Below are 17,226 nucleotides of genomic sequence, written 5' to 3'. Positions count from 1 at the left end.
TGACCTGTGGGCCGCGTCTACGCCACCCCCGAACAGCTCAGCGCGTGGACCGGCCAACCGGCCCCGCCCGGCGCCGAACGACTGCTCGCCCGCGCGTCCGAGGATGTCGACGACGCCCTACTCGCCGCCCTGTACGCCACGGACGCCGCGGGCATGCCGACGCACCCCGACACAGTGCAGGCCCTTGCCGACGCCACGTGTGCACAGGTCGAGTACCAACTGGCGACCGGTGACGACGGCACCGGCGCGGCCGGCCGGTGGGACTCGGTCAGCATCGGGCCCGTATCCCTGTCCGGCCGCAAGGACGGACCGACAGCCGCGGGCGATGTCGGCCTCGCCCCGCGCGCGCACCGCGCGCTGCGCCGCGCCGGACTGCTGCCGGGGGTGATCTGGTGAACGTCCCCGGCTGGCTGCTGCGCCACCGCATCACGGTCGAGCCGTACCGCGGCGACTCCGCGTACGGGCCCACGTACGGGCCCGCGGTCGCGGTGCGCGCCCTGGTCGCCGAAACCGTCAAGACCGTTCGGGACAAGGAAGGCCGCGAAGTCACCAGCACGGCACAGATCATCGCCGAGCCGGATCTCGACTGCCCGGCCGAGTCGCGCATCACCCTGCCGTCCGGCCGGATCACGCGGGCGCTGAACGTCGCGCACCACACCGCGCCAGGACTCCCGGTGCCCGAATCAGTGGAGGTGAGCGCGGAATGATGCGCACGCGTCTGCGCTGGAACGGCGACGCCGCACTACGCGGCACCCGCGCCGGCGCCCTCCGCGGCCTGCGCCTGGGCGCCGAACATGTCCTCACCGTCTCGCGGGCCCGCGTCCCGATCGAAGAGGCCACCCTCGAACGCTCCGGCGTTGCCACCGTCGACGAGCAGCAGCTCACGGCCGCCGTGTCGTACGACACCGTGTATGCCGTCCGCCAACACGAAGAGTTGACATGGCGGCACGACGCGGGGCGCACGGCGAAGTACCTCGAAGGGCCGTTGACGGAAGAGGCCGCGGCGGTCGCGCAGATCATCGCCGCGCAGTTGCGGAGGTCGCTCCGTGGCTGACCTGCTCGACGGGCTCGCCCGCTATCTGGCTGCCACCGGCCACGGCATCTACGACCCAACCGGCACGAGCGGCGACCTGTTCGTCGAGACCATGCCCCCGGAACCGGCCGAGGCGGTCGCGCTGTGGCTGTACGACGGTGGCGAGCAGGACGCCCGCAACGACTTCGACGACCGCAGGTTGCAGGTGCGCACCCGCGGGGGGCCCGACCCGCGTGTGTCCCGCCGCCGCGCCGAGGCGATTTACAGCGAGCTGCACGGATTGGCGGGCGTCGAGCTGCCCGACGGCACGTGGCTCATCCTCGCCGCCGCGCGCGGCACCCCCGCCCCCATGGGCCCGGACTCATCCGGCCGACACGAACACGTCTGCAACTACGACATCAGCGTGTCGGCCCCCACCAAGCACCGAATCTGAAAGGAGGGGCGCCCATGGCAGGCAGGCCCATCGACGCCCGCGGCTGGATTTTCGAGGTCGAGGATCACGCGGCCCCCGACACGTGGCTGCGTATCGGCAAGCTCAAGAGCTGGAACGTCAACCCGGGTGAGAACGAGGAGACGGCCGACACCACGACGTTCGACAGCGAGGGGCACTATGAGCAGGACGTGATGCAGCGTGGCGCCACGCTGTCTCTCGAAGGGTTGTACGCGGCCACGTCCGGAACGCAGGACCCCGGGCAGGCGTACATCGACGACGTGTGGGCGTACCGGCTCGGCGAGGAGTCGCGCGGCCGGATGCGCTACCGGCACACCTCGCAAACGACGTGGGCGGTGTGGGAGTGCACCGTCACGCCGGGCGAGGCCGGCGGCGAGACCAACGACAAGACAAGTTGGGCGGCTACGTTCACCCGCTGTGGTGCGCCCACATCTGCCGCCGTCACCGTCCCGGCCGGGTTCACCACACTGGCCGCGACCGATACGCAGGGCGACAAGACGCTCGCCGCGGCTGACACGAAGGGCGGCACCAAGTGACAACCGACGACCAGCTCGACAACGAGCAGGCCGAGCCGGACGAGTCGCCCGAGCAGTTCGCGGACTTTGACGCGTTCTTCGCCGAGCAGCCCGAGCCCGTGCGCACCGGCATGCCGTTCCGCCTATACGGGCGCGAGTGGCGGCTCCCCCGCGAGCTCGGCGGCATGTTCGCCCTCCTGGTGCAGCGGTTGCAGGCATCCAAGAACCCCGAGGACGTGCGCACGCTGGTCGGTTACCTGTTCGGCCGTGACGCGCTCGACACGTTCGTCGCACATGGTATGGACGACCCACAGTTCGGGACGCTGCTGCTGTGGGCGACCGAGAACATCCGCAAGCCCGGTTCCATGACCGTCGCCGAGGCTGACGCCGAACGGCAGCGGCGTGACGCCGCGAAGGGAAAAGCCAAGGCGCGCCCGAAGAAGAGCACGGCGAAGCGGCCGACTTCTGGCGCGCGGTCCTGACCAACTGGGCGGCGGTCGAGGCTGACCTCGCCCGCGAGTACGGAACCACCCCACAACAGCTCGCCACGGTCTCAACGCGCCGGCTGCTGGTGCTGCTCGGCGGTCTACCCGCCGAGAGCAGGTTCGCGCAGGCATGGGCACGCACGCCCCGCACGGTGACGGACCCCGTCGAAATCGCCCGGCTGACCGGGCAATGATCAACAACCACAACTGAATAGCGCGCCCCGACGGGCGCCGATGGGGGGTGCCCAATGGCCCTCACCATCGGCGAACTCGTCGGCTTCATCGACCTCGACGACTCCGGCGCCCGCCGTGGCGTGGCCCGGACCGAGGCCGACCTCGCAGGGCTCCAGCGGGACGCCGACGGCCGACTGCGGGACCTACGCGGCAGGTTCGCCGCGGCCGGCGCCGACATGGGCGCCTCGCTCGGCGACGGCATCGGGGGCGGAGCGGAGCGGGCAGAGCGCAGTCTCGCGGGCATCGGGCCGCTGCTTGGCACCACAAAGACGGCCGCCCTCGCACTGTCGGCCTCAGCGGTGGTGGCTGCGGGCGCGCTCGCCGCTGTGCCGCTCGCTGTCGTCGGTTTGGGCGCCCTGGCGCTCAAGGAGAACGAGCAGGTCAAAGACGCGTTCGGCGACATGGCCGAGCACGTCAAGGAGCAGACGGCCGAGCTCGCAAAGCCGCTGGTGAAACCCTTCGTCGCGGCGGCTGGACAGCTACAGGGGATCTTCGACGACCTCGCCCCGCAGATTGGGCAGCTCTTCGAGGGCGTCGCCCCGCTGATCGAACCGCTCGTCGATGGGATCGGCGGCCTCGCCAAGGGCGCCATGCCTGGGCTCGTCACCGCGGTCGAGGCCGCCCGGCCGGTGATCGATGCCCTGTCTACCGGGCTCGCCGCGGTCGGTGATGGTGTCGGCGGCTTCTTCGAGGGCGTAGCCGCGGGCGCCGGTGGCGCCGCTGAGGGTCTGGGCGGCCTACTCGGCGCGGTAGGCGACATCCTGCCCGCCGTCGGTCAGCTTGTCGGGGTACTCGCTGAGGCGGGCGGGCCGGTTCTCTCGGCGCTCGTCTCAGCCCTGGGGCCGCTGGTGGCGAGCTTGGCCGGTGCGCTGGGTCCGGCGCTGGCGAAGCTCGGGCCGCCGCTGGCGCGACTGGTCGGCAGGCTCGGCGAAGCGCTGATGCCGATCGTTGAGGAGCTGGGCCCAGTCCTGGACGCCGCCGCGGACGCGTTCGGTGTCCTAATTGATGCCCTTTCGCCGGTCTTGCCTGTTATAGGCAAATTGGCCGCCTCTGTCCTGCCCGCCCTGATTCCGATCATTAACGCGGTAAAGACGATCATCGAGGCCGCCGCCCCGGTGGTCATGCTGCTCGTAGCCGCACTCGCGGACGCCCTCGAACCAGTGCTGTCCGTACTGCCGAGCGTGATCGAGCCGATAGCTACGGTGCTCGCTGATCTTGCCGAAACGATCCTGCCGATCCTGGCAGACCTGATCGTCGCGCTCTCACCGTCCCTGGCCACACTCGGCCAAACCTTCGCCGAACTGCTGGTCGCACTGGCCCCGCTGATCGTTGCCGTCGGCGAGCTGCTGATCGGCGCCCTGAACGCACTCATGCCGATCATCGAGCCGCTGATCGAGCTGATCGGGAAGCTGGCCGGAACGCTCTCGGGTGGCCTCGCTGCTGCGGTAACCGATGTGGTCGTACCGGCCATCGAGGCCATCGTCGCGCTGCTGCATGGCGACTTCAGCAAGGCATGGCAACTGGCCAAGCAGGCGGCCGGGAACGCGGCCGAGCTGGTCGGCAAGGCCGCGTCGAAACTCGCCTCCCTCGTCGGCAAGGGCATCGCTGCGGCTGTCCGCTGGCTCACAGGGCTGCCGGGACGCGCGTTCGACGCGGTGCGCCCGCTCGCCGGGAAGCTCCGCGACCGAGCGGTCGAAGCCATGCGGAAGTTCAAGGATGGCCTGGTTCAGAAGGGCCGAGACGCGATCGCGTGGGCGAATGATCTTCCCGGCAAACTCGCCCGCGCCGTCGGCAACCTGAAAGACCTGTTGGTCGGCAAGGGCAAGGACGTTGTGCGCGGCTTGTTGCGCGGCGTGAAGTCCATGGGCGGCTGGCTCAAGAGCAAGCTCATGAGCTTCGCGAAGAACATGATCCCGGGTCCGGTCGCAAAGGCGCTCGGGATCTCCTCCCCGAGCCGCGTCATGGCGCGCGACATCGGCCGCTGGATTCCGGCGGGCATCGTGCAGGGCATCGAGGGCGGGGCGGGAGCGGTCGCGCGCACCATGCGCACCCTCGTTACTCCGCCCCCTGTCCCCCAGCTCTCGCCCGCGCTCGCGGGAGCCGGCCCCTTCGGGGCAGCCGGTTCCCTCGGCGTGGCTGGAGCTGGCGGGCCGCTGGTCGCGGTCGAACACTGGCACGCCGCCGAGCACGGTTCACCCGACGACAACGCCCGCGCGCTCGCCTGGCTCGCGAAGGCAAGGGGGTGACCGTGGCGCTCGGCGATCTGGTGACCCGCCCGGGGCACGTGCAGTACGGCGAGCTGCTGCTCGGCCCCGGCACCCCGTACCGGTGGCGGCAGATCACCGGATGGGAGGAACTGCCCGCGCTCGACTCGGGCACCGTCTCACGCCCGGATGCGCACGGCGCGATTCCGGGAACCCTGCTCGCGCAGGCGCGCACGATCGGCCTCGACGGGCTGACCGTGCGCGCCCCGCGGGCAACCATCGGCGCCGCGGTCGCCGCGCTCAACCGCAGCACGGTGCCCGTCGTCGACGAACTGCCGCTCATCGTGTGGCTGGATGAGCGGGGGCCGCTGCTCTCCTACGCGCGCGCAGTGCGGCGCGCGATCCCGGCCGGACTCGGGTACCGCGTTGGCACCATCACGGGAGCCGCGATCGAGTTCGAGGCGACAGACCCGCGTCGGTACGCGCTGGCCGAGCAGACCGCGAGCGCTGGACTGCCCGCGCGCGAACCGGGCCTCGGCTGGCCGCTGGTGTGGCCGCTGGACTTCGGACAGCCCGGCGAGTCCGGCACGATGACCGTCCACAACCGCGGCGACGCCGCCACGCACCCCGTGATCGAGTTCCGGGGGCCGATGGACCGGCCCGCGCTGACGAACATCGGCAACGGCGACACCCTCGAATACGACCTCCCGCTCGGAGCCGATGACCTGCTCGTCGTCGACACCCTCGCGGGCACGGCCACCCTCAACGGCACCGCCTCGCGACTGTACGCCGCGACGGCGCGCTCGGTGCCCGAGCAGACATTCACCTTTCCCCCCGGCGAGACGGCTCTCGTCCTGCGCGCGACCGGCACCCCCGGCGCGTCCGTGACCGTCCGGTACCGCTCGGCCTTCTGGTAAGGAGTACGACCGCATGACCGTGCGCGCTGCATGGCTGCTGCCCCAGGGGCAGACCCGCGAGGACACCCGCGTAGCCCCCGTCGGCACGGTGACGCCCGAGGGCGAGCTCACCAGCCGTGGCGGCGTCATCCCGGGCGGGGCACCGCTGCTCGCCGCCCCGGCCGGCGCGATGACGCTACAGATCGGCGTCGGCCGCGCCGTGGTGCAGGGCACCGCCGCGCAGGGCCCGTACCCGGTCGTCATCGACGCGCCCGAGCTGGTCGACATCGCCCCCGGCGACGCCCTCGACCGCATCGACACCGTGATCGTGCGCGTGCTCGACGGTATGTACGACACCGAGGGACAGACGGCGGCCGTGGTCGAGCTGGTGCAGGGGGAGCCCGCGGGCGCCCCGACACCGCCCGCGCTGCCGCCCGCGTCGCTGCCGCTGTGGGACGTGCGGGTGCGCGCGGGCGCGGCGGCCTCGACGGGCGGTGTCGACTGGGCGAGCGCGCTCACGGACCGGCGCCGGTACACCGTGGGCATGGGTGGCATCGTCCCCCGCGGTGCCACGGACGACGAGGGCGCGTACGACGGCGCGTACCGCGACCGTGGCGGGGTGCTGGAGCGGTGGGACGCTGCGGGCGACGCGTGGCGCCCGTACCGGCCGCCGGAGATCCCCGCCGAGTCCGTCACCACCGGGTTTCTGGCGGGCACCGGTTGGTCAGTGAACACGTTCAACGCCCGGCGCCGGAACGGCACGGTGACGTGGTCGGTGTACCTGTCCCGCACGGGCGGCAACCTGTCCGACTCCTCCAACCTGCCCGACTCGTTCGTCGGCTCCCTGCCTGACGGTTGGGCGCCGCTGTTCGCCTACGAGGCGGTGGCGACGGACGGCTACGGCGACGGCAGCGCACGGTGCGATCCCGACGGACAGGTCACGTTGCGGACGTGGTCGCCCGGCATCGTCCTCGAAAAGGGTCACAACCTCCGCATCAGCGCCACCTACGTGCAGTGATCCCGAGGGGGTGCCGTGATCCCGACCCCCTCAACGACCTACCGCGTGCTACTTACGGACCTGCTGACCGACCGGCTCGTCGACTCTCTTCCCGTACAGGGCCTCGCCCTTGACGACTACATCGGCAAAACCGGGAGCTTGCGCGGCGTTGTGCCCACTCCGAACGCTGAGGTTGCGCAGCGAGCGCGCCGGGCGCTCACCCCGGGCCGCACCGGTCTGTGGGTCGAGCGTGGCCCGGATATCTGGTGGGGCGGCATCCTGTGGACCCGTAAACCTGGGATGGACGACCGCGGGAATCTCGGCGCGGAGATTCAAGCTGGCGGCTGGGAGTCCTACCTCTACCGCCGGTTGCTGGTCGACGACTACGCCGCGACCGCCCGCGATCAGTTCGACATCGTGCGCGACTTGCTCGCCTACGTGCAGGCGACGCCCGGGGGTGACCTCGGTATCGAGGCCGACCCGGGTCTATCTGGTGTGCTGCGTGACCGCGAGTACAGCCGGTACGACCTGCACAGCATCGGTGACCTGCTCGACCAGCTCGCCGAGGCAGAGCAGGGGTTCGAGTGGCGCATTGCTTCGTATCGACGCGATGACCGCACCCGGGCGCGGCGGCTCCAGCTCGGGCACCCGACGCTGCGAACGGGCGCGGCCGATGCGGTGCTCGACCACCCCGGGCCGATCGTGTCGTACTCGTGGCCGTCCGACGCCACCGAGATGGCTACCGCCTGGCAGTCACGCGGCGCGTCCATCAACCGCAACCAGACAGAGGACTCGGCGCCACTCACCTCGCCACTGTTGACCGCCGAGGATGACCTCGCGAACGGGTGGCCGCGGCTCGACGGCACCAGTGACTACAGCACGGTTGAGCGCCAGGACGTACTCGACGGGCACGCACGCGCCGACCTTGCCGCCGCACGCCGCCCCGTCGAGATACCCGAGATCGAGGTACTTCTCGGTGGGCTGGTCAGCCCCGCGCTGATCGGCGCGACCGTGCGCGTCCGAATCCGCGATCTGTGGCACCCCCGACCGCTCGACGAACGGTTCCGTGTCGTCGGCATGTCCGTCTCCCCGCCCGCGCGTGGCCGCCCCGAGACGGCACGCCTGTATCTGGAGGTGCCGTGATGGCGCACGTCCCTCGCGACATCCTCGACCGTCTCGCCAAGCTCGAACGCGAGGTGCGCACGCTGCGCGGTCGGTCACAGATCCGGCCCGCACTCGACTCCGTACTCGGTGGCGATGTGGTGATCGGCCGCGGCGGGCAACTCGTCGCACAGACCCCCGACGACGTGCGCACGTTCGTCGTCGGACAGACAGCGGAGGGCGATTGGGGCATCGGTCTCGGCCGCGAGGACGGCTCGCGCGCACTGACCGTAGGCGACGAGAGCCAGGCATCCGGCCAGATGATCCGCATGTTCAGCCGCGACGGACGCATCATCGTCTCCGACGACGCGTACGCCGACCGCTGGCTCGGCCGCCCTTGGATGCCCGTCCCGCTGTACCCCACGAGCGCCCAAGTCACTAGCTCCGCCGGCTATCTGATCGGCTGGCGCGGTGCTGGGCCCGTGCACAACGCCGTCGCATACCTGCGGCTGATCACCTACGCGGGCGCGGGCGGCGGGCAAGTGCGCGTCGTGATGACCCTGCCCGGCGGCGTCGAACGCGTACTCGCCGAGTACGACGCCGCCGCAGACACCTCGACCTCGCGGACGATCACGTATCCGCTCGACGGTCTCGACTACCTCGATTACGTGAACTGGCGAATCGACCACCGCACCAAGGGTGCCGGCAGCGTCGAAACCGACGTGATCGCAGCGTTCACCCGCAACACCTTCAGCGCTGACGAAGCGCCCACCATCCCCGCCCCGTAAGGAGCACCCCCTTGGCCACGCTGCCCGAGTCCATCCCCACAGTCCGAGTCACCGCCCGCTACCTGCGGCCGGACGGCACCCCGCTCAAGGGTCGGGTGATCTTCCGGGCCCCCGCGCTGCTCACCTTCGGAGCAGCCGACGTAATGCTCGACGGGCCGGTCGAGGCCCAGCTCGACGCATCCGGCGCGATTGCCGTGGTGCTGCCTGCCACGGACGCCCCCGGTATGGACCCGGTCGGCTGGTCGTACACCGTGACGGAAGCACTCGCAGGCGTGGCGAGTAACCGCTCGTACTCTCTCCTGCTCCCCCTCAACGACCCGGAGGTCGACCTCGCCGACGTGGCCCCGACCGACCCCGCGAATCCGAACTACGTCCGCGGCGCCTCGGCATACGAGATCGCCGTCGCCGAGGGTTTCGTCGGCACGCCCGTGCAGTGGCTCGACTCGCTCATCGGCCCGGCTGGGCCCGAGGGTCCCGTCGGCCCGGCTGGGCCGCAGGGTGAGCCCGGACCGGTCGGCCCGCAGGGGCCCAAGGGTGACCCGGGCGACGGTTCGGTCAACTCCGTGAATGGTGATCTGGGGCCCGACATCATCCTCGACGCGGCCGACGTGGGCGCCGTGCCGGACACCGCCCCGGGCTCACCGGGCGGGGTCGCTCAGCTCGACGACGCGGGCGTACTCCCCGCCGCGCAGCGGCCGACCTACAGCGCCGCCGATGTGGGCGCCGTCGCTGTCTCGGAGAAGGGCGCCCCGTCCGGCGTCGCCGAGCTCGACACGGGCGGGAAAGTGCCCGCCGCGCAGCTTCCGCCGCTGGGGACTGCCGAACTGCCCGTCATCGACCCGACCGCGCCCGAGTACGGCGCCACGGGCGACGGTACGACCGACGACGCCCCCGCGCTCCAGGCCGCCCTCGATGCCGCGCGCGACGGGGGCGGCGGCTGGATCATCGTCCCGCCCGGCACGTACCGGTGCGCCACGCTGCCACTGCGCATCTACCGCCGTACGCGGCTCACGCTCGCCCCGGGCGCGTCGTTCCTGCGGGGCGCCCCGGAAACGTTTCTCCTCAACGGGGACGCCAGCCAGGCGTACGGCGGGTACTCCGGGCACGGTGACCTGATCATCGAGGGTGGGCTGTGGGACATGCAGGCACCCGCGTTCCCGACCGACCCGGACATGTGCATCAGCATCGGCCACGCCCGCAATGTGACCATCCGGGATCTGGAGATCCGGGACGTGGCCGGCTATCACGCGATCGAGCTCAACAGCACGAAGGGCGCGACCGTCTCTGGCTGCTCGTTCCGCGGCTACGTCGACACCGGGGGCCGGTCGTTCTCCGAGGCGGTACAGGTCGACGGCGCGTTCCGCGCGTCCGTCTTCGGTGGCTTCGGCCCGTACGACTCGACGCCGACGGAAGACCTCGTCATGCGTGACTGCTACGTCGGCCCGTCCGGCACGGCGGGCACGGTGGCGTGGCCGTCGGGTGTCGGCTCGCACTCGGCGACCTGGGGCCGCTGGCATCGCCGCATCAAGGTCACCAACAACACGTTCGAGCAGTGCTCGCAGTACGCGGTGAAGCCGTACATCTGGGAAGAGTCGACGATCACCGGCAACACCTTCACGCAGTGCGGCGGCGGTGTGTGGGCGCGCACGCTCGACAGCAGCAAGACCGCCGACCGCACCGACGCCGACGGGGTCGACCGCGGGTCGTCGCAACCCTCCACCGGTCTGGTGATCGCCGACAACGTGTTCACGGACGGTGGCAGCTACAGCGAGCCCGTCTATGTGCAGGGCGAGGATTCCGGCCGCTGGTACAGCCTCGCGATCACCGGCAACACCATCGACGGCAGCGGCGGGAGTGAGAACGGCGTCAGGCTGGAGTACGTATCCCGGTACGCCGTGACTGGCAACGTGCTGTCGTCCATCGGCAACACGGGGATCTCGCAAGAGTGGATCGCCGACGGCGTTGTCGCCTCGAACCGGGTCGATAACACTGGCGGATCGGGAATCTCGTGTGACAACGGCACCGACATGCTGCTCGACGGGAACCTGATCACGTCGTGCGCGGTCAACGGCATTCATGCACTGCGAGGCGCGAACATCGTCGTGTCGAACAACTCCGTCACGGGCGCCGGTACCGGTGGTAGCGGCTACGGCTTCCGCTGTACGTCCGGCATCAACCGACTGACGCTGACTGGCAACTCGTACACCAAGGGCCCGGCGAGCCCGCTCGCGGTCTTCGCCATCAGCATCACGAGCACGGTCTCGGGCGTGCGCCGCTGGGGCAACCGCGTCAAGGGCGAGGCCGCCGCAGACATCGGCGACGACACCACCTCGCCCGTTCTGTCGCCGTACGACGACGAGCACTGACCCCACCGCACCTCGCACGCCCCGCGCACCGCGCCGGGCGCTTTTTCATGCCCAGGAGGCACCCACACATGACCGTCAAGGGCGTCGACGTGGCTTCGTACCAGTCGAGCACCTACAGCACCCGCGGCCTCGACTTCGTGTTCGTCAAGGCCACCGAGGGCACCAGCTACACGAACCCCAAGATGCGAGCGCAGGCGCAGCGGGCCCGCGACGCGGGCCTCGTTGTGGGCTTCTATCACTTCTTGCGCCCCGGCTCGATGACCGCGCAAGCGCGGTACTTCGTCGAGCAGGCCGCCAGCGTTGAGGGCGATCCGCTGTGGGCCGACTGGGAAGACCCGCGCGTGAGCTGCGCGGACAAAGACCGCTTCCTCGCCGAGGTCAAGCGGCTCCGCGGCGGCACTCACCGAGTCGGCCTGTACTGCAACGTCGACTACTGGACGCGCCGCGACACCACCAGCAACGCGGGTGACGCGCTGTGGATTGCCCAGTACAACGGCCGCCCCGGATCGCCGAGCGTGCGCGCGAAATGGCTGTTCCACCAGTACACAAGCAACCCCATCGACACCAACATCGGCCAGTTCGCCGACCGTGCCGCGCTGCGTGCGTGGGCAGGCGGCGCCCAGCACCAGGAGGACGACGAGATGAAGCTCGATGACGCCGTAGAGCTCAACGAGTGGGTACCCAAGGCATTCCCCGAGCAGGTCGGTTTGCAGGACGGCGAGATTTCCGTCCGTACCGCGCTCGGGTCCGGCTACGCGTACGCGCACATCGCTGCCGACAACAGCACCGCGATTCTCGCCCAGCTCGGCGCACAGGCCGCCACGATCGAAAAGCTCGCCGACGCCCTCGGCGGCGGTGGACTCACGGCGGCCGAGATCCGCGCCGCGGCCGAGGCTGGCGCCCAGACCGCGCTCGACAGACTCGGCCGCAAACTCACGACCCCGGAGGACTGACTCATGACCGACGCCGCGAAGCGCACCGTGCGCACCGTCATTCAGGGTGTGGTGGCGTTCGCCGTCGCGATGCCTGCCATCGTCGACGCGTCCGGCATCCCCGAGTCTCTGCCGTGGGTGGCCGGCGCGCTCGCCGTCGCGGGCGGCCTGTCCCGCGTGATGGCCTTGCCGTCCGTCGAGCAGCTGCTCGACCGCGTCGGCCTCGGCATCGTCGAGCAGGGAGGCGACAGCACCCGATGACCGCTCCGACCCCGTCCGACCCTGCCGCGGTCACCCTTGAGCTCGAACGACTACGGCGGTCGGTCGAGGTCGGGTTCGCGAAGACCGACGGCGCCCTCGCGCTGCTGGTGCAGCGCAGCGACCAGACAGACGAAGCGCTCAAGGATCACGAGCAGCGACTCAGTCAGTTGGAGCGGTCCCGGTGGCCGCTGCCGAGCGTGGCCGCGCTCGTCGCCATCGCTGGCCTGCTCGTGTCCCTGTATACGGCCGCACAGTGACCGCCCCCTCGGCCCGAGTGGCGTGGCATCCTGCTCCTGTGACAACGCCGAAGTACCGCGCCATTGAGAGCACCATCAGGGCCCGTATCGCCGACGGCACGTACCCGCCCGGTACAGCGCTCCCGTCCGAGGACGCCCTCGCCGACGAGTTCGGCGTCACACGGCCCACCGTCCGGGCTGGACTCGCCGAGCTGCGCGCCGCTGACGCGGTAACGGTCATCGCGGGGCGCGGCATGTTCGTACGCGATCCGGAGATCACCGCGCTACGCCGCGAGCGGTCCGTCGCGTGGGAGATGGCCACGCGGGAGGCCGACCGTGCCGAGCAGGCCGAGGCGACGGTACGCCGTGCGCTCGACCTCGCCGCCGAGCTGGAGGCGGAAGGGCATGCCGAGGTGGCCGCCCGTATCCGCGACACACTCGAACCGTAGGCGCAGTGGAACGCCCCCCGTCCCGGCGCGCTGCCGGGGCGGGGGGCTTCTGTCGTTGGGCTACCGGCCGAGCTGGCCGTCGGCGACAGCCCCTAGAAACGCACGCATCGCAGCAGCCCCGACAGTGAGCACAGGGCCGCCCTGCTGCTTGCTGTCCCGCATGCCGACCGTCGACCGGCTGATGCGTAGCTCGACACACGCGCTGTTCGCATTGCTGTAGCTGGACTTGACCCACTCGTCGCGGGTCGGTTCACACGTCCTATTCATGACTCCCTGCCATCTCGACGAGAAGGCGTCGCGATGCCTCCTCCGTGAGTGCTGATTCCCAGATGTTCGCGAACGCTGCGTCGTAGCGTGCGACTTCGGCCGGCTTATCGAGGTAGAGGTCTCCGGTGTATCCGTCGGCGTAGACCGTCGGCGGCTCCGGCTCCCGCTCGCCGTAAGCGGGGAAGCGTAGGACGCCGAACTGCCCTGAGAGTACGCCCTGATGCAGCCCCGCGCTGAAGGGGATGACACGCAGCTTGACATTGGCTAGCGTGGACAGTTCGGCCATGTGCTGTAGCTGGCCTCCCATGACCGCGCTGCCACCCACCGAGTGCCGTAGAACTGCTTCATTGAGCGCTACGCGCAGCGTTGGAGGTTCTGTCGTACGGGTCAACAGCCCTTGTCGGGCGATCCGTAGTTGGACTCGCTGCTCCACCTCCTCCTCGTCTTCATGCGCCGCACTGATGATCTCCCGTGCGTACGCCTCGGTTTGCAGCAGTCCCGGCACGAGATCTGTCTCGTACCAGTCGATGCGGGACGCTGCCTCTTCCAGACCGATGAAGATGTCGAATCGCTCGGGGATCACGTCGCCGTAGCTGTGCCACCACCCGCGCGCTTTGGTCTCCTTGGCCAGCCCCATCAGTGCCTCTGTCATGTCTGGCGAGGCGCCATAGATCCGGCACATGGCCTCTGCGTCGAGACTACGGAGCGAGGTTTGCCCGGTCTCGATCCGCCAGAGCTTCGCGTCGGACCATTCGAGAGCTTTCGCTGCCGCCTTTGCTGTTAGACGTGCTTGGTTGCGCAGTTCACGTAGGTATCGCCCTAGTTGCCGTCTAGGGACCGTCGAGCCGGTCGGGCGCTCCGCCACCGTTACCCCTCCCTCGCCTCATAATGAGGCATCTCTGGCACTCAAAATGAAAGCATTGCCGATCCACATTCGCAATGCATCTCACTCATTCGAGAATCCGGCGCGAATTCTTCAAATGAAAGCTTGCAGATTCTCGCTCGCAGGCGGAAGCTGAGGGAACCCCGGCGCCACAACTCGTCTCGTCAGTACGGGCGTTGACGCACGCCGCGGGCGGTCAATTTCGACCACGGCCCACCGCCGTGATCTCGAACGACACGAAGAGGTACCTCTATGAGCTACCGCATCGGCGCGTACGTCATCGACCGGCGCAAAGGCGAGCTCGGCCGCGTCATGGGCAACAACGGGCCCTACCTCCTACTGCGCCGACCATGCGGCGGCACCGAATGGGACTGCCCGCCCAGCGCCGCACGACTTGCCACGGAGGCCGAGCGCCACGCGGCCGGCATCGCCGCCAACGGCGCGACGCGCGACCGCGCCGAGGGGGCCCGACGGTGAGACGTGCCGCGCTGAGCGCCCTGCGCGGCTGGTGCGCCTACTGCGAGGCCGACCGCGACGACACCGTGCAAGTGGCGGTCATCGAACGCGGCTCGGGACCGCCGCACGGCCTGCGCATGTGCCTCTTCCACGCGAGCCAGTACGCCAACACCCGCCACGCTCCGCCAGAGCTCGCGGCGGAGGTCACGCGCCTGTGGAACGAGCGAAAGGAGCACACCCTGTGATGCACACACTTCGCCACCGCGTCATGACCACCTGCGGAATCGCCGGACCCTTCCTACTGCTCGCGATCGGTTTCGGCACCGGCTTCGTCATCGCTGCCGCCCTTCGCGGCCCCTCCTGACTCCCGCCCGCGCCGGAGAGACACCCCAGCGTGCCCGGCACGGGCGGGCAGCCTCCGGCCGACGGCGGGTTCCTGACGTAAACCGCCGCCGGCCGGGGGCACACCATCGCACCACCCAGGCGACCGACGGGTGAGGGTCGCACCGCACATCCACACCGACGAAGGGAACGCGCATGCCCGAAACAGCGCTCGCCGGTATCCGGTCCGTTGAGCTGGAGATCACAGGAACCTGCAACGCGGCGTGCCTGCACTGCTGCACCAGCAGCAGCCCCCGCACGCCGCAGGGCAGCATGACCCGCGACGACTGGCAGCGAGTCATCTCAGACATCGCCGAGCTTGGTATCCCGATGGTGCAGTTCATCGGCGGTGAACCCACCCTGAACCCCTATCTGCCCCAGCTCATCGACTACGCCGCCGACGCCGAGCTCGGCATCGAGGTGTACTCGAACCTCACTCACATTCGGCCCTCGTTGTGGGACCGGTTCGAGCGCCAAGCGGTGTGCCTGGCAACGTCGTTCTACACCGACGACCCCGAGCAGCACGACACCATCACGCGCACCCGCGGCAGCCTCGACCGCATCCGGGCCAATATCGCCGAGGCAGTGCGGCGCGGCATCCCCATGCGAGCCGGAATCGTCGAGGTCATCGACAGGCAGCGCGTCGACCAGGCCGCCGCCGAGCTGCGCCACCTCGGCGTGCAGCGCATCCAGATCGACCGCACTCGGAAAGTCGGCCGCGCCGCCGAGCAGGCAGCCACCGAACCCGCCGTCGGCGAGCTGTGCGGGCGATGCTTCCGGCAGCGCGTCAGCGTCTCCCCCGACGGCGATGTGTCCGGCTGCATCCTGTCCCGATTCATGGTCGCCGGCAACGTCCGCGAGCAGCGCCTCGCCGAGATTCTGCACAGCGCACGTTGGGCAGACCTATCCGCGGAGGTTCCCCTACCCCGCGCCGACGGCTGCCCACCGGATGACTCCGGGGACTGCGACCCGGCCAACACAGAGGCGTGTCCCCCCGCCTACGACAGCATCGGAGGGGCAATGCGCCCCGCTCTCACGCTCGGAGTCACCGCGTGAACTGGAAGACACCTGCGGAAGCTCTCGCAGACCACGTCACCCACCGCGCCTCGCGATGGGCCCACCCCGTCGCCACAGTGCCCCGGCACCAGTTCGTGCCCCGATGGTGGGACCGCGGCGTCGACGGCTGGGAACTGCACGACGGGCCCACCGACCCAGAGGCGTGGCAGGCTGCCGCCTACCGAGATATCTCCCTCGTGACCAGCGTCGAGGGGCGGCATGCCGACCGCGCAACCACCGTCGACCGCCCGTACGGCGCCCCCACCTCGTCGGCGACGCTGCCCTCGCTGCTGGTGCGCATGTTCCAGCACGCCCAGATTGAGGACTGCGACAACGTGCTCGACGTGGGCACAGGCAGCGGATACGGGACCGCGCTACTCGCCCGCCGCCTCTCCCCTGAGCAGGTAACGAGCGTCGATGTGGACGCGTATCTGATCAAGGCCGCGCGCGACCGGCTCGCAAGTATCGGCCTCGAACCTGCACTGATCGAGGCTGACGCTACCGGCCCGCTGCCCGTGGAGGCCGGATCGATCGATCGAGTGGTCGCCACGGTCGGTGTGCGCCCGATCCCCTCCGCGTGGCTACGGGCGCTGTGCCTCGGCGGCCGGCTCGTAACCACGCTCGCGGGCACGTCGCTGATCATCACGGCCGAGAAGACCGCCGATGGGGGCGCCACAGGTCGCGTGGAGTGGGACCGGGCCGGGTTCATGCCCACACGCCACAGCAGCGGCGGCTACTCCGACGACGCGCGAGCCCTGCTCAACAAGGCCGCCGTGCACGACGGCGACGACGTGAGCCGAGGCCCGTACCCGGTCGTCAGCGTCGTCGACGCCTGGGACCTCGCATCCATGCTGGAGCTGACCGTCCCTGGGATCGCGCACGAGTACCGCGAGGACGGCGACCAGCGCACGGCGCTCATGGCGCACGCTGACGGCTCCTGGGCTCGCGCAACCGCGATCGGCAGCGATCGGCCTACCGTCCACCAAGGCGGGCCGCGGCGGCTGTGGGATGCGCTCGACGAGTGCCGCACCTACTGGCTCAACGAAGGCGAGCTGCCGGTGCGTGGCGCCCGCGTGTTCATCCGCCCGGACGGCGCTACGTTCCTCGCTCGCGGGAAGTGGCACGTCACACTGACCTGACAGCAGAAGCAGCGAGCGCCCCCGACGACCAACCGTCGGGGGCGCTCCCATTTCCGCAGGTCACCCGCTGAGTGCTTTGCGCACTCTGCTCCACAT

The 17,226-nt window shown here is 70.0% G+C and carries 22 protein-coding genes; 20 read left to right on the top strand and 2 right to left on the bottom strand.

Translation table 11 applies throughout. The annotated features are described in order from the left end of the window. Positions 1-6: 6 nt before the first annotated feature. The 16 genes from ACQEU8_RS36585 to ACQEU8_RS36510 all read left to right on the top strand — a co-directional run bounded on the left by ACQEU8_RS36585 (position 7) and on the right by ACQEU8_RS36510 (position 12,948). Positions 7-396, top strand: a complete 390-nt coding sequence (locus ACQEU8_RS36585) for a hypothetical protein (protein WP_433102050.1) — start codon at positions 7-9, stop codon at positions 394-396. Continuing rightward, complete coding sequence (locus tag ACQEU8_RS36580; RefSeq protein WP_433102048.1) at positions 393-707, top strand: hypothetical protein; 315 nt, start codon at positions 393-395, stop codon at positions 705-707. Before ACQEU8_RS36585 ends, ACQEU8_RS36580 begins: the two co-directional genes overlap by 4 nt. Further along, positions 704-1,054 (top strand): hypothetical protein, encoded by a 351-nt coding sequence (locus tag ACQEU8_RS36575; protein WP_433102046.1) that lies wholly within the window; start codon positions 704-706, stop codon positions 1,052-1,054. The genes ACQEU8_RS36580 and ACQEU8_RS36575 overlap by 4 nt, the downstream gene beginning before the upstream one ends. Continuing rightward, on the top strand, positions 1,047-1,466 hold the full coding sequence (locus tag ACQEU8_RS36570) for a minor capsid protein (protein WP_433102044.1): 420 nt from the start codon (positions 1,047-1,049) through the stop codon (positions 1,464-1,466). The genes ACQEU8_RS36575 and ACQEU8_RS36570 overlap by 8 nt, the downstream gene beginning before the upstream one ends. A 14-nt stretch (positions 1,467-1,480) precedes the next feature. Further along, the gene (locus tag ACQEU8_RS36565; protein ID WP_433102042.1) at positions 1,481-2,020 is read left to right on the top strand and encodes a phage tail tube protein; all 540 of its coding nucleotides are present in this window, start codon (positions 1,481-1,483) and stop codon (positions 2,018-2,020) included. Next, a complete protein-coding gene (locus ACQEU8_RS36560) occupies positions 2,017-2,481 on the top strand; it encodes a hypothetical protein (protein WP_433102040.1) in 465 nt (154 codons plus the stop codon). The genes ACQEU8_RS36565 and ACQEU8_RS36560 overlap by 4 nt, the downstream gene beginning before the upstream one ends. A 251-nt stretch (positions 2,482-2,732) precedes the next feature. Next, complete coding sequence (locus tag ACQEU8_RS36555; RefSeq protein ID WP_433102038.1) at positions 2,733-4,964, top strand: phage tail protein; 2,232 nt, start codon at positions 2,733-2,735, stop codon at positions 4,962-4,964. A 2-nt stretch (positions 4,965-4,966) separates the two neighbouring features. Continuing rightward, positions 4,967-5,839 (top strand): phage distal tail protein, encoded by an 873-nt coding sequence (locus ACQEU8_RS36550; protein ID WP_433102036.1) that lies wholly within the window; start codon positions 4,967-4,969, stop codon positions 5,837-5,839. 13 nt (positions 5,840-5,852) lie between these two features. Then, complete coding sequence (locus ACQEU8_RS36545; protein WP_433102034.1) at positions 5,853-6,836, top strand: hypothetical protein; 984 nt, start codon at positions 5,853-5,855, stop codon at positions 6,834-6,836. Positions 6,837-6,851: 15 nt separating this feature from the next. Next, on the top strand, positions 6,852-7,958 hold the full coding sequence (locus ACQEU8_RS36540; RefSeq protein WP_433102032.1) for a hypothetical protein: 1,107 nt from the start codon (positions 6,852-6,854) through the stop codon (positions 7,956-7,958). Beyond that, a complete protein-coding gene (locus ACQEU8_RS36535) occupies positions 7,958-8,704 on the top strand; it encodes a hypothetical protein (RefSeq protein WP_433102030.1) in 747 nt (248 codons plus the stop codon). The genes ACQEU8_RS36540 and ACQEU8_RS36535 overlap by 1 nt, the downstream gene beginning before the upstream one ends. Positions 8,705-8,715: 11 nt before the next feature. After that, positions 8,716-11,070: a right-handed parallel beta-helix repeat-containing protein gene (locus ACQEU8_RS36530; RefSeq protein WP_433102028.1), complete on the top strand. Its 2,355-nt coding sequence runs from the start codon at positions 8,716-8,718 to the stop codon at positions 11,068-11,070. Positions 11,071-11,138: 68 nt separating this feature from the next. Further along, positions 11,139-12,023: a glycoside hydrolase family 25 protein gene (locus ACQEU8_RS36525; RefSeq protein WP_433102026.1), complete on the top strand. Its 885-nt coding sequence runs from the start codon at positions 11,139-11,141 to the stop codon at positions 12,021-12,023. A gap of 3 nt (positions 12,024-12,026) precedes the next feature. Continuing rightward, on the top strand, positions 12,027-12,263 hold the full coding sequence (locus tag ACQEU8_RS36520; protein WP_433102024.1) for a hypothetical protein: 237 nt from the start codon (positions 12,027-12,029) through the stop codon (positions 12,261-12,263). Next, positions 12,260-12,520 carry a hypothetical protein gene (locus ACQEU8_RS36515; protein WP_433102022.1) on the top strand — a complete coding sequence of 87 codons (261 nt, stop codon included), beginning with the start codon at positions 12,260-12,262 and terminating at the stop codon, positions 12,518-12,520. The genes ACQEU8_RS36520 and ACQEU8_RS36515 overlap by 4 nt, the downstream gene beginning before the upstream one ends. Positions 12,521-12,558: 38 nt before the next feature. Beyond that, positions 12,559-12,948, top strand: a complete 390-nt coding sequence (locus ACQEU8_RS36510) for a GntR family transcriptional regulator (protein ID WP_433102020.1) — start codon at positions 12,559-12,561, stop codon at positions 12,946-12,948. Between the two features lie 60 nt (positions 12,949-13,008). On the opposite strand, the gene ACQEU8_RS36505 is transcribed toward ACQEU8_RS36510, so the two are convergent. After that, positions 13,009-13,215 carry a DUF397 domain-containing protein gene (locus ACQEU8_RS36505; RefSeq protein WP_433102018.1) on the bottom strand — a complete coding sequence of 69 codons (207 nt, stop codon included), beginning with the start codon at positions 13,213-13,215 and terminating at the stop codon, positions 13,009-13,011. Next, positions 13,208-14,080 carry a helix-turn-helix domain-containing protein gene (locus tag ACQEU8_RS36500; RefSeq protein WP_433102016.1) on the bottom strand — a complete coding sequence of 291 codons (873 nt, stop codon included), beginning with the start codon at positions 14,078-14,080 and terminating at the stop codon, positions 13,208-13,210. The genes ACQEU8_RS36505 and ACQEU8_RS36500 overlap by 8 nt, the downstream gene beginning before the upstream one ends. Before the next feature lie 270 nt (positions 14,081-14,350). Here ACQEU8_RS36500 and ACQEU8_RS36495 point away from each other — a divergent pair, with 270 nt between their 5' ends. The 4 genes from ACQEU8_RS36495 to ACQEU8_RS36480 all read left to right on the top strand — a co-directional run bounded on the left by ACQEU8_RS36495 (position 14,351) and on the right by ACQEU8_RS36480 (position 17,130). After that, positions 14,351-14,575, top strand: coding sequence for a hypothetical protein (locus ACQEU8_RS36495; protein ID WP_433102014.1), 225 nt, complete (start codon positions 14,351-14,353; stop codon positions 14,573-14,575). Beyond that, positions 14,572-14,799, top strand: a complete 228-nt coding sequence (locus tag ACQEU8_RS36490; RefSeq protein WP_433102012.1) for a hypothetical protein — start codon at positions 14,572-14,574, stop codon at positions 14,797-14,799. The genes ACQEU8_RS36495 and ACQEU8_RS36490 overlap by 4 nt, the downstream gene beginning before the upstream one ends. A gap of 292 nt (positions 14,800-15,091) precedes the next feature. Then, positions 15,092-15,991: a radical SAM protein gene (locus ACQEU8_RS36485; protein ID WP_433102010.1), complete on the top strand. Its 900-nt coding sequence runs from the start codon at positions 15,092-15,094 to the stop codon at positions 15,989-15,991. Continuing rightward, positions 15,988-17,130: a methyltransferase domain-containing protein gene (locus ACQEU8_RS36480; protein WP_433102008.1), complete on the top strand. Its 1,143-nt coding sequence runs from the start codon at positions 15,988-15,990 to the stop codon at positions 17,128-17,130. Before ACQEU8_RS36485 ends, ACQEU8_RS36480 begins: the two co-directional genes overlap by 4 nt. Positions 17,131-17,226: the final 96 nt, after the last annotated feature.

It is taken from the genome of Streptomyces sp. CA-250714 (assembly GCF_050936705.1).
In the GTDB taxonomy this organism is placed as follows: domain Bacteria; phylum Actinomycetota; class Actinomycetes; order Streptomycetales; family Streptomycetaceae; genus Streptomyces.
The sequence above is the reverse complement of the archived record's forward strand: the minus strand, read 5'-3'. Positions and strand labels throughout refer to the sequence as shown.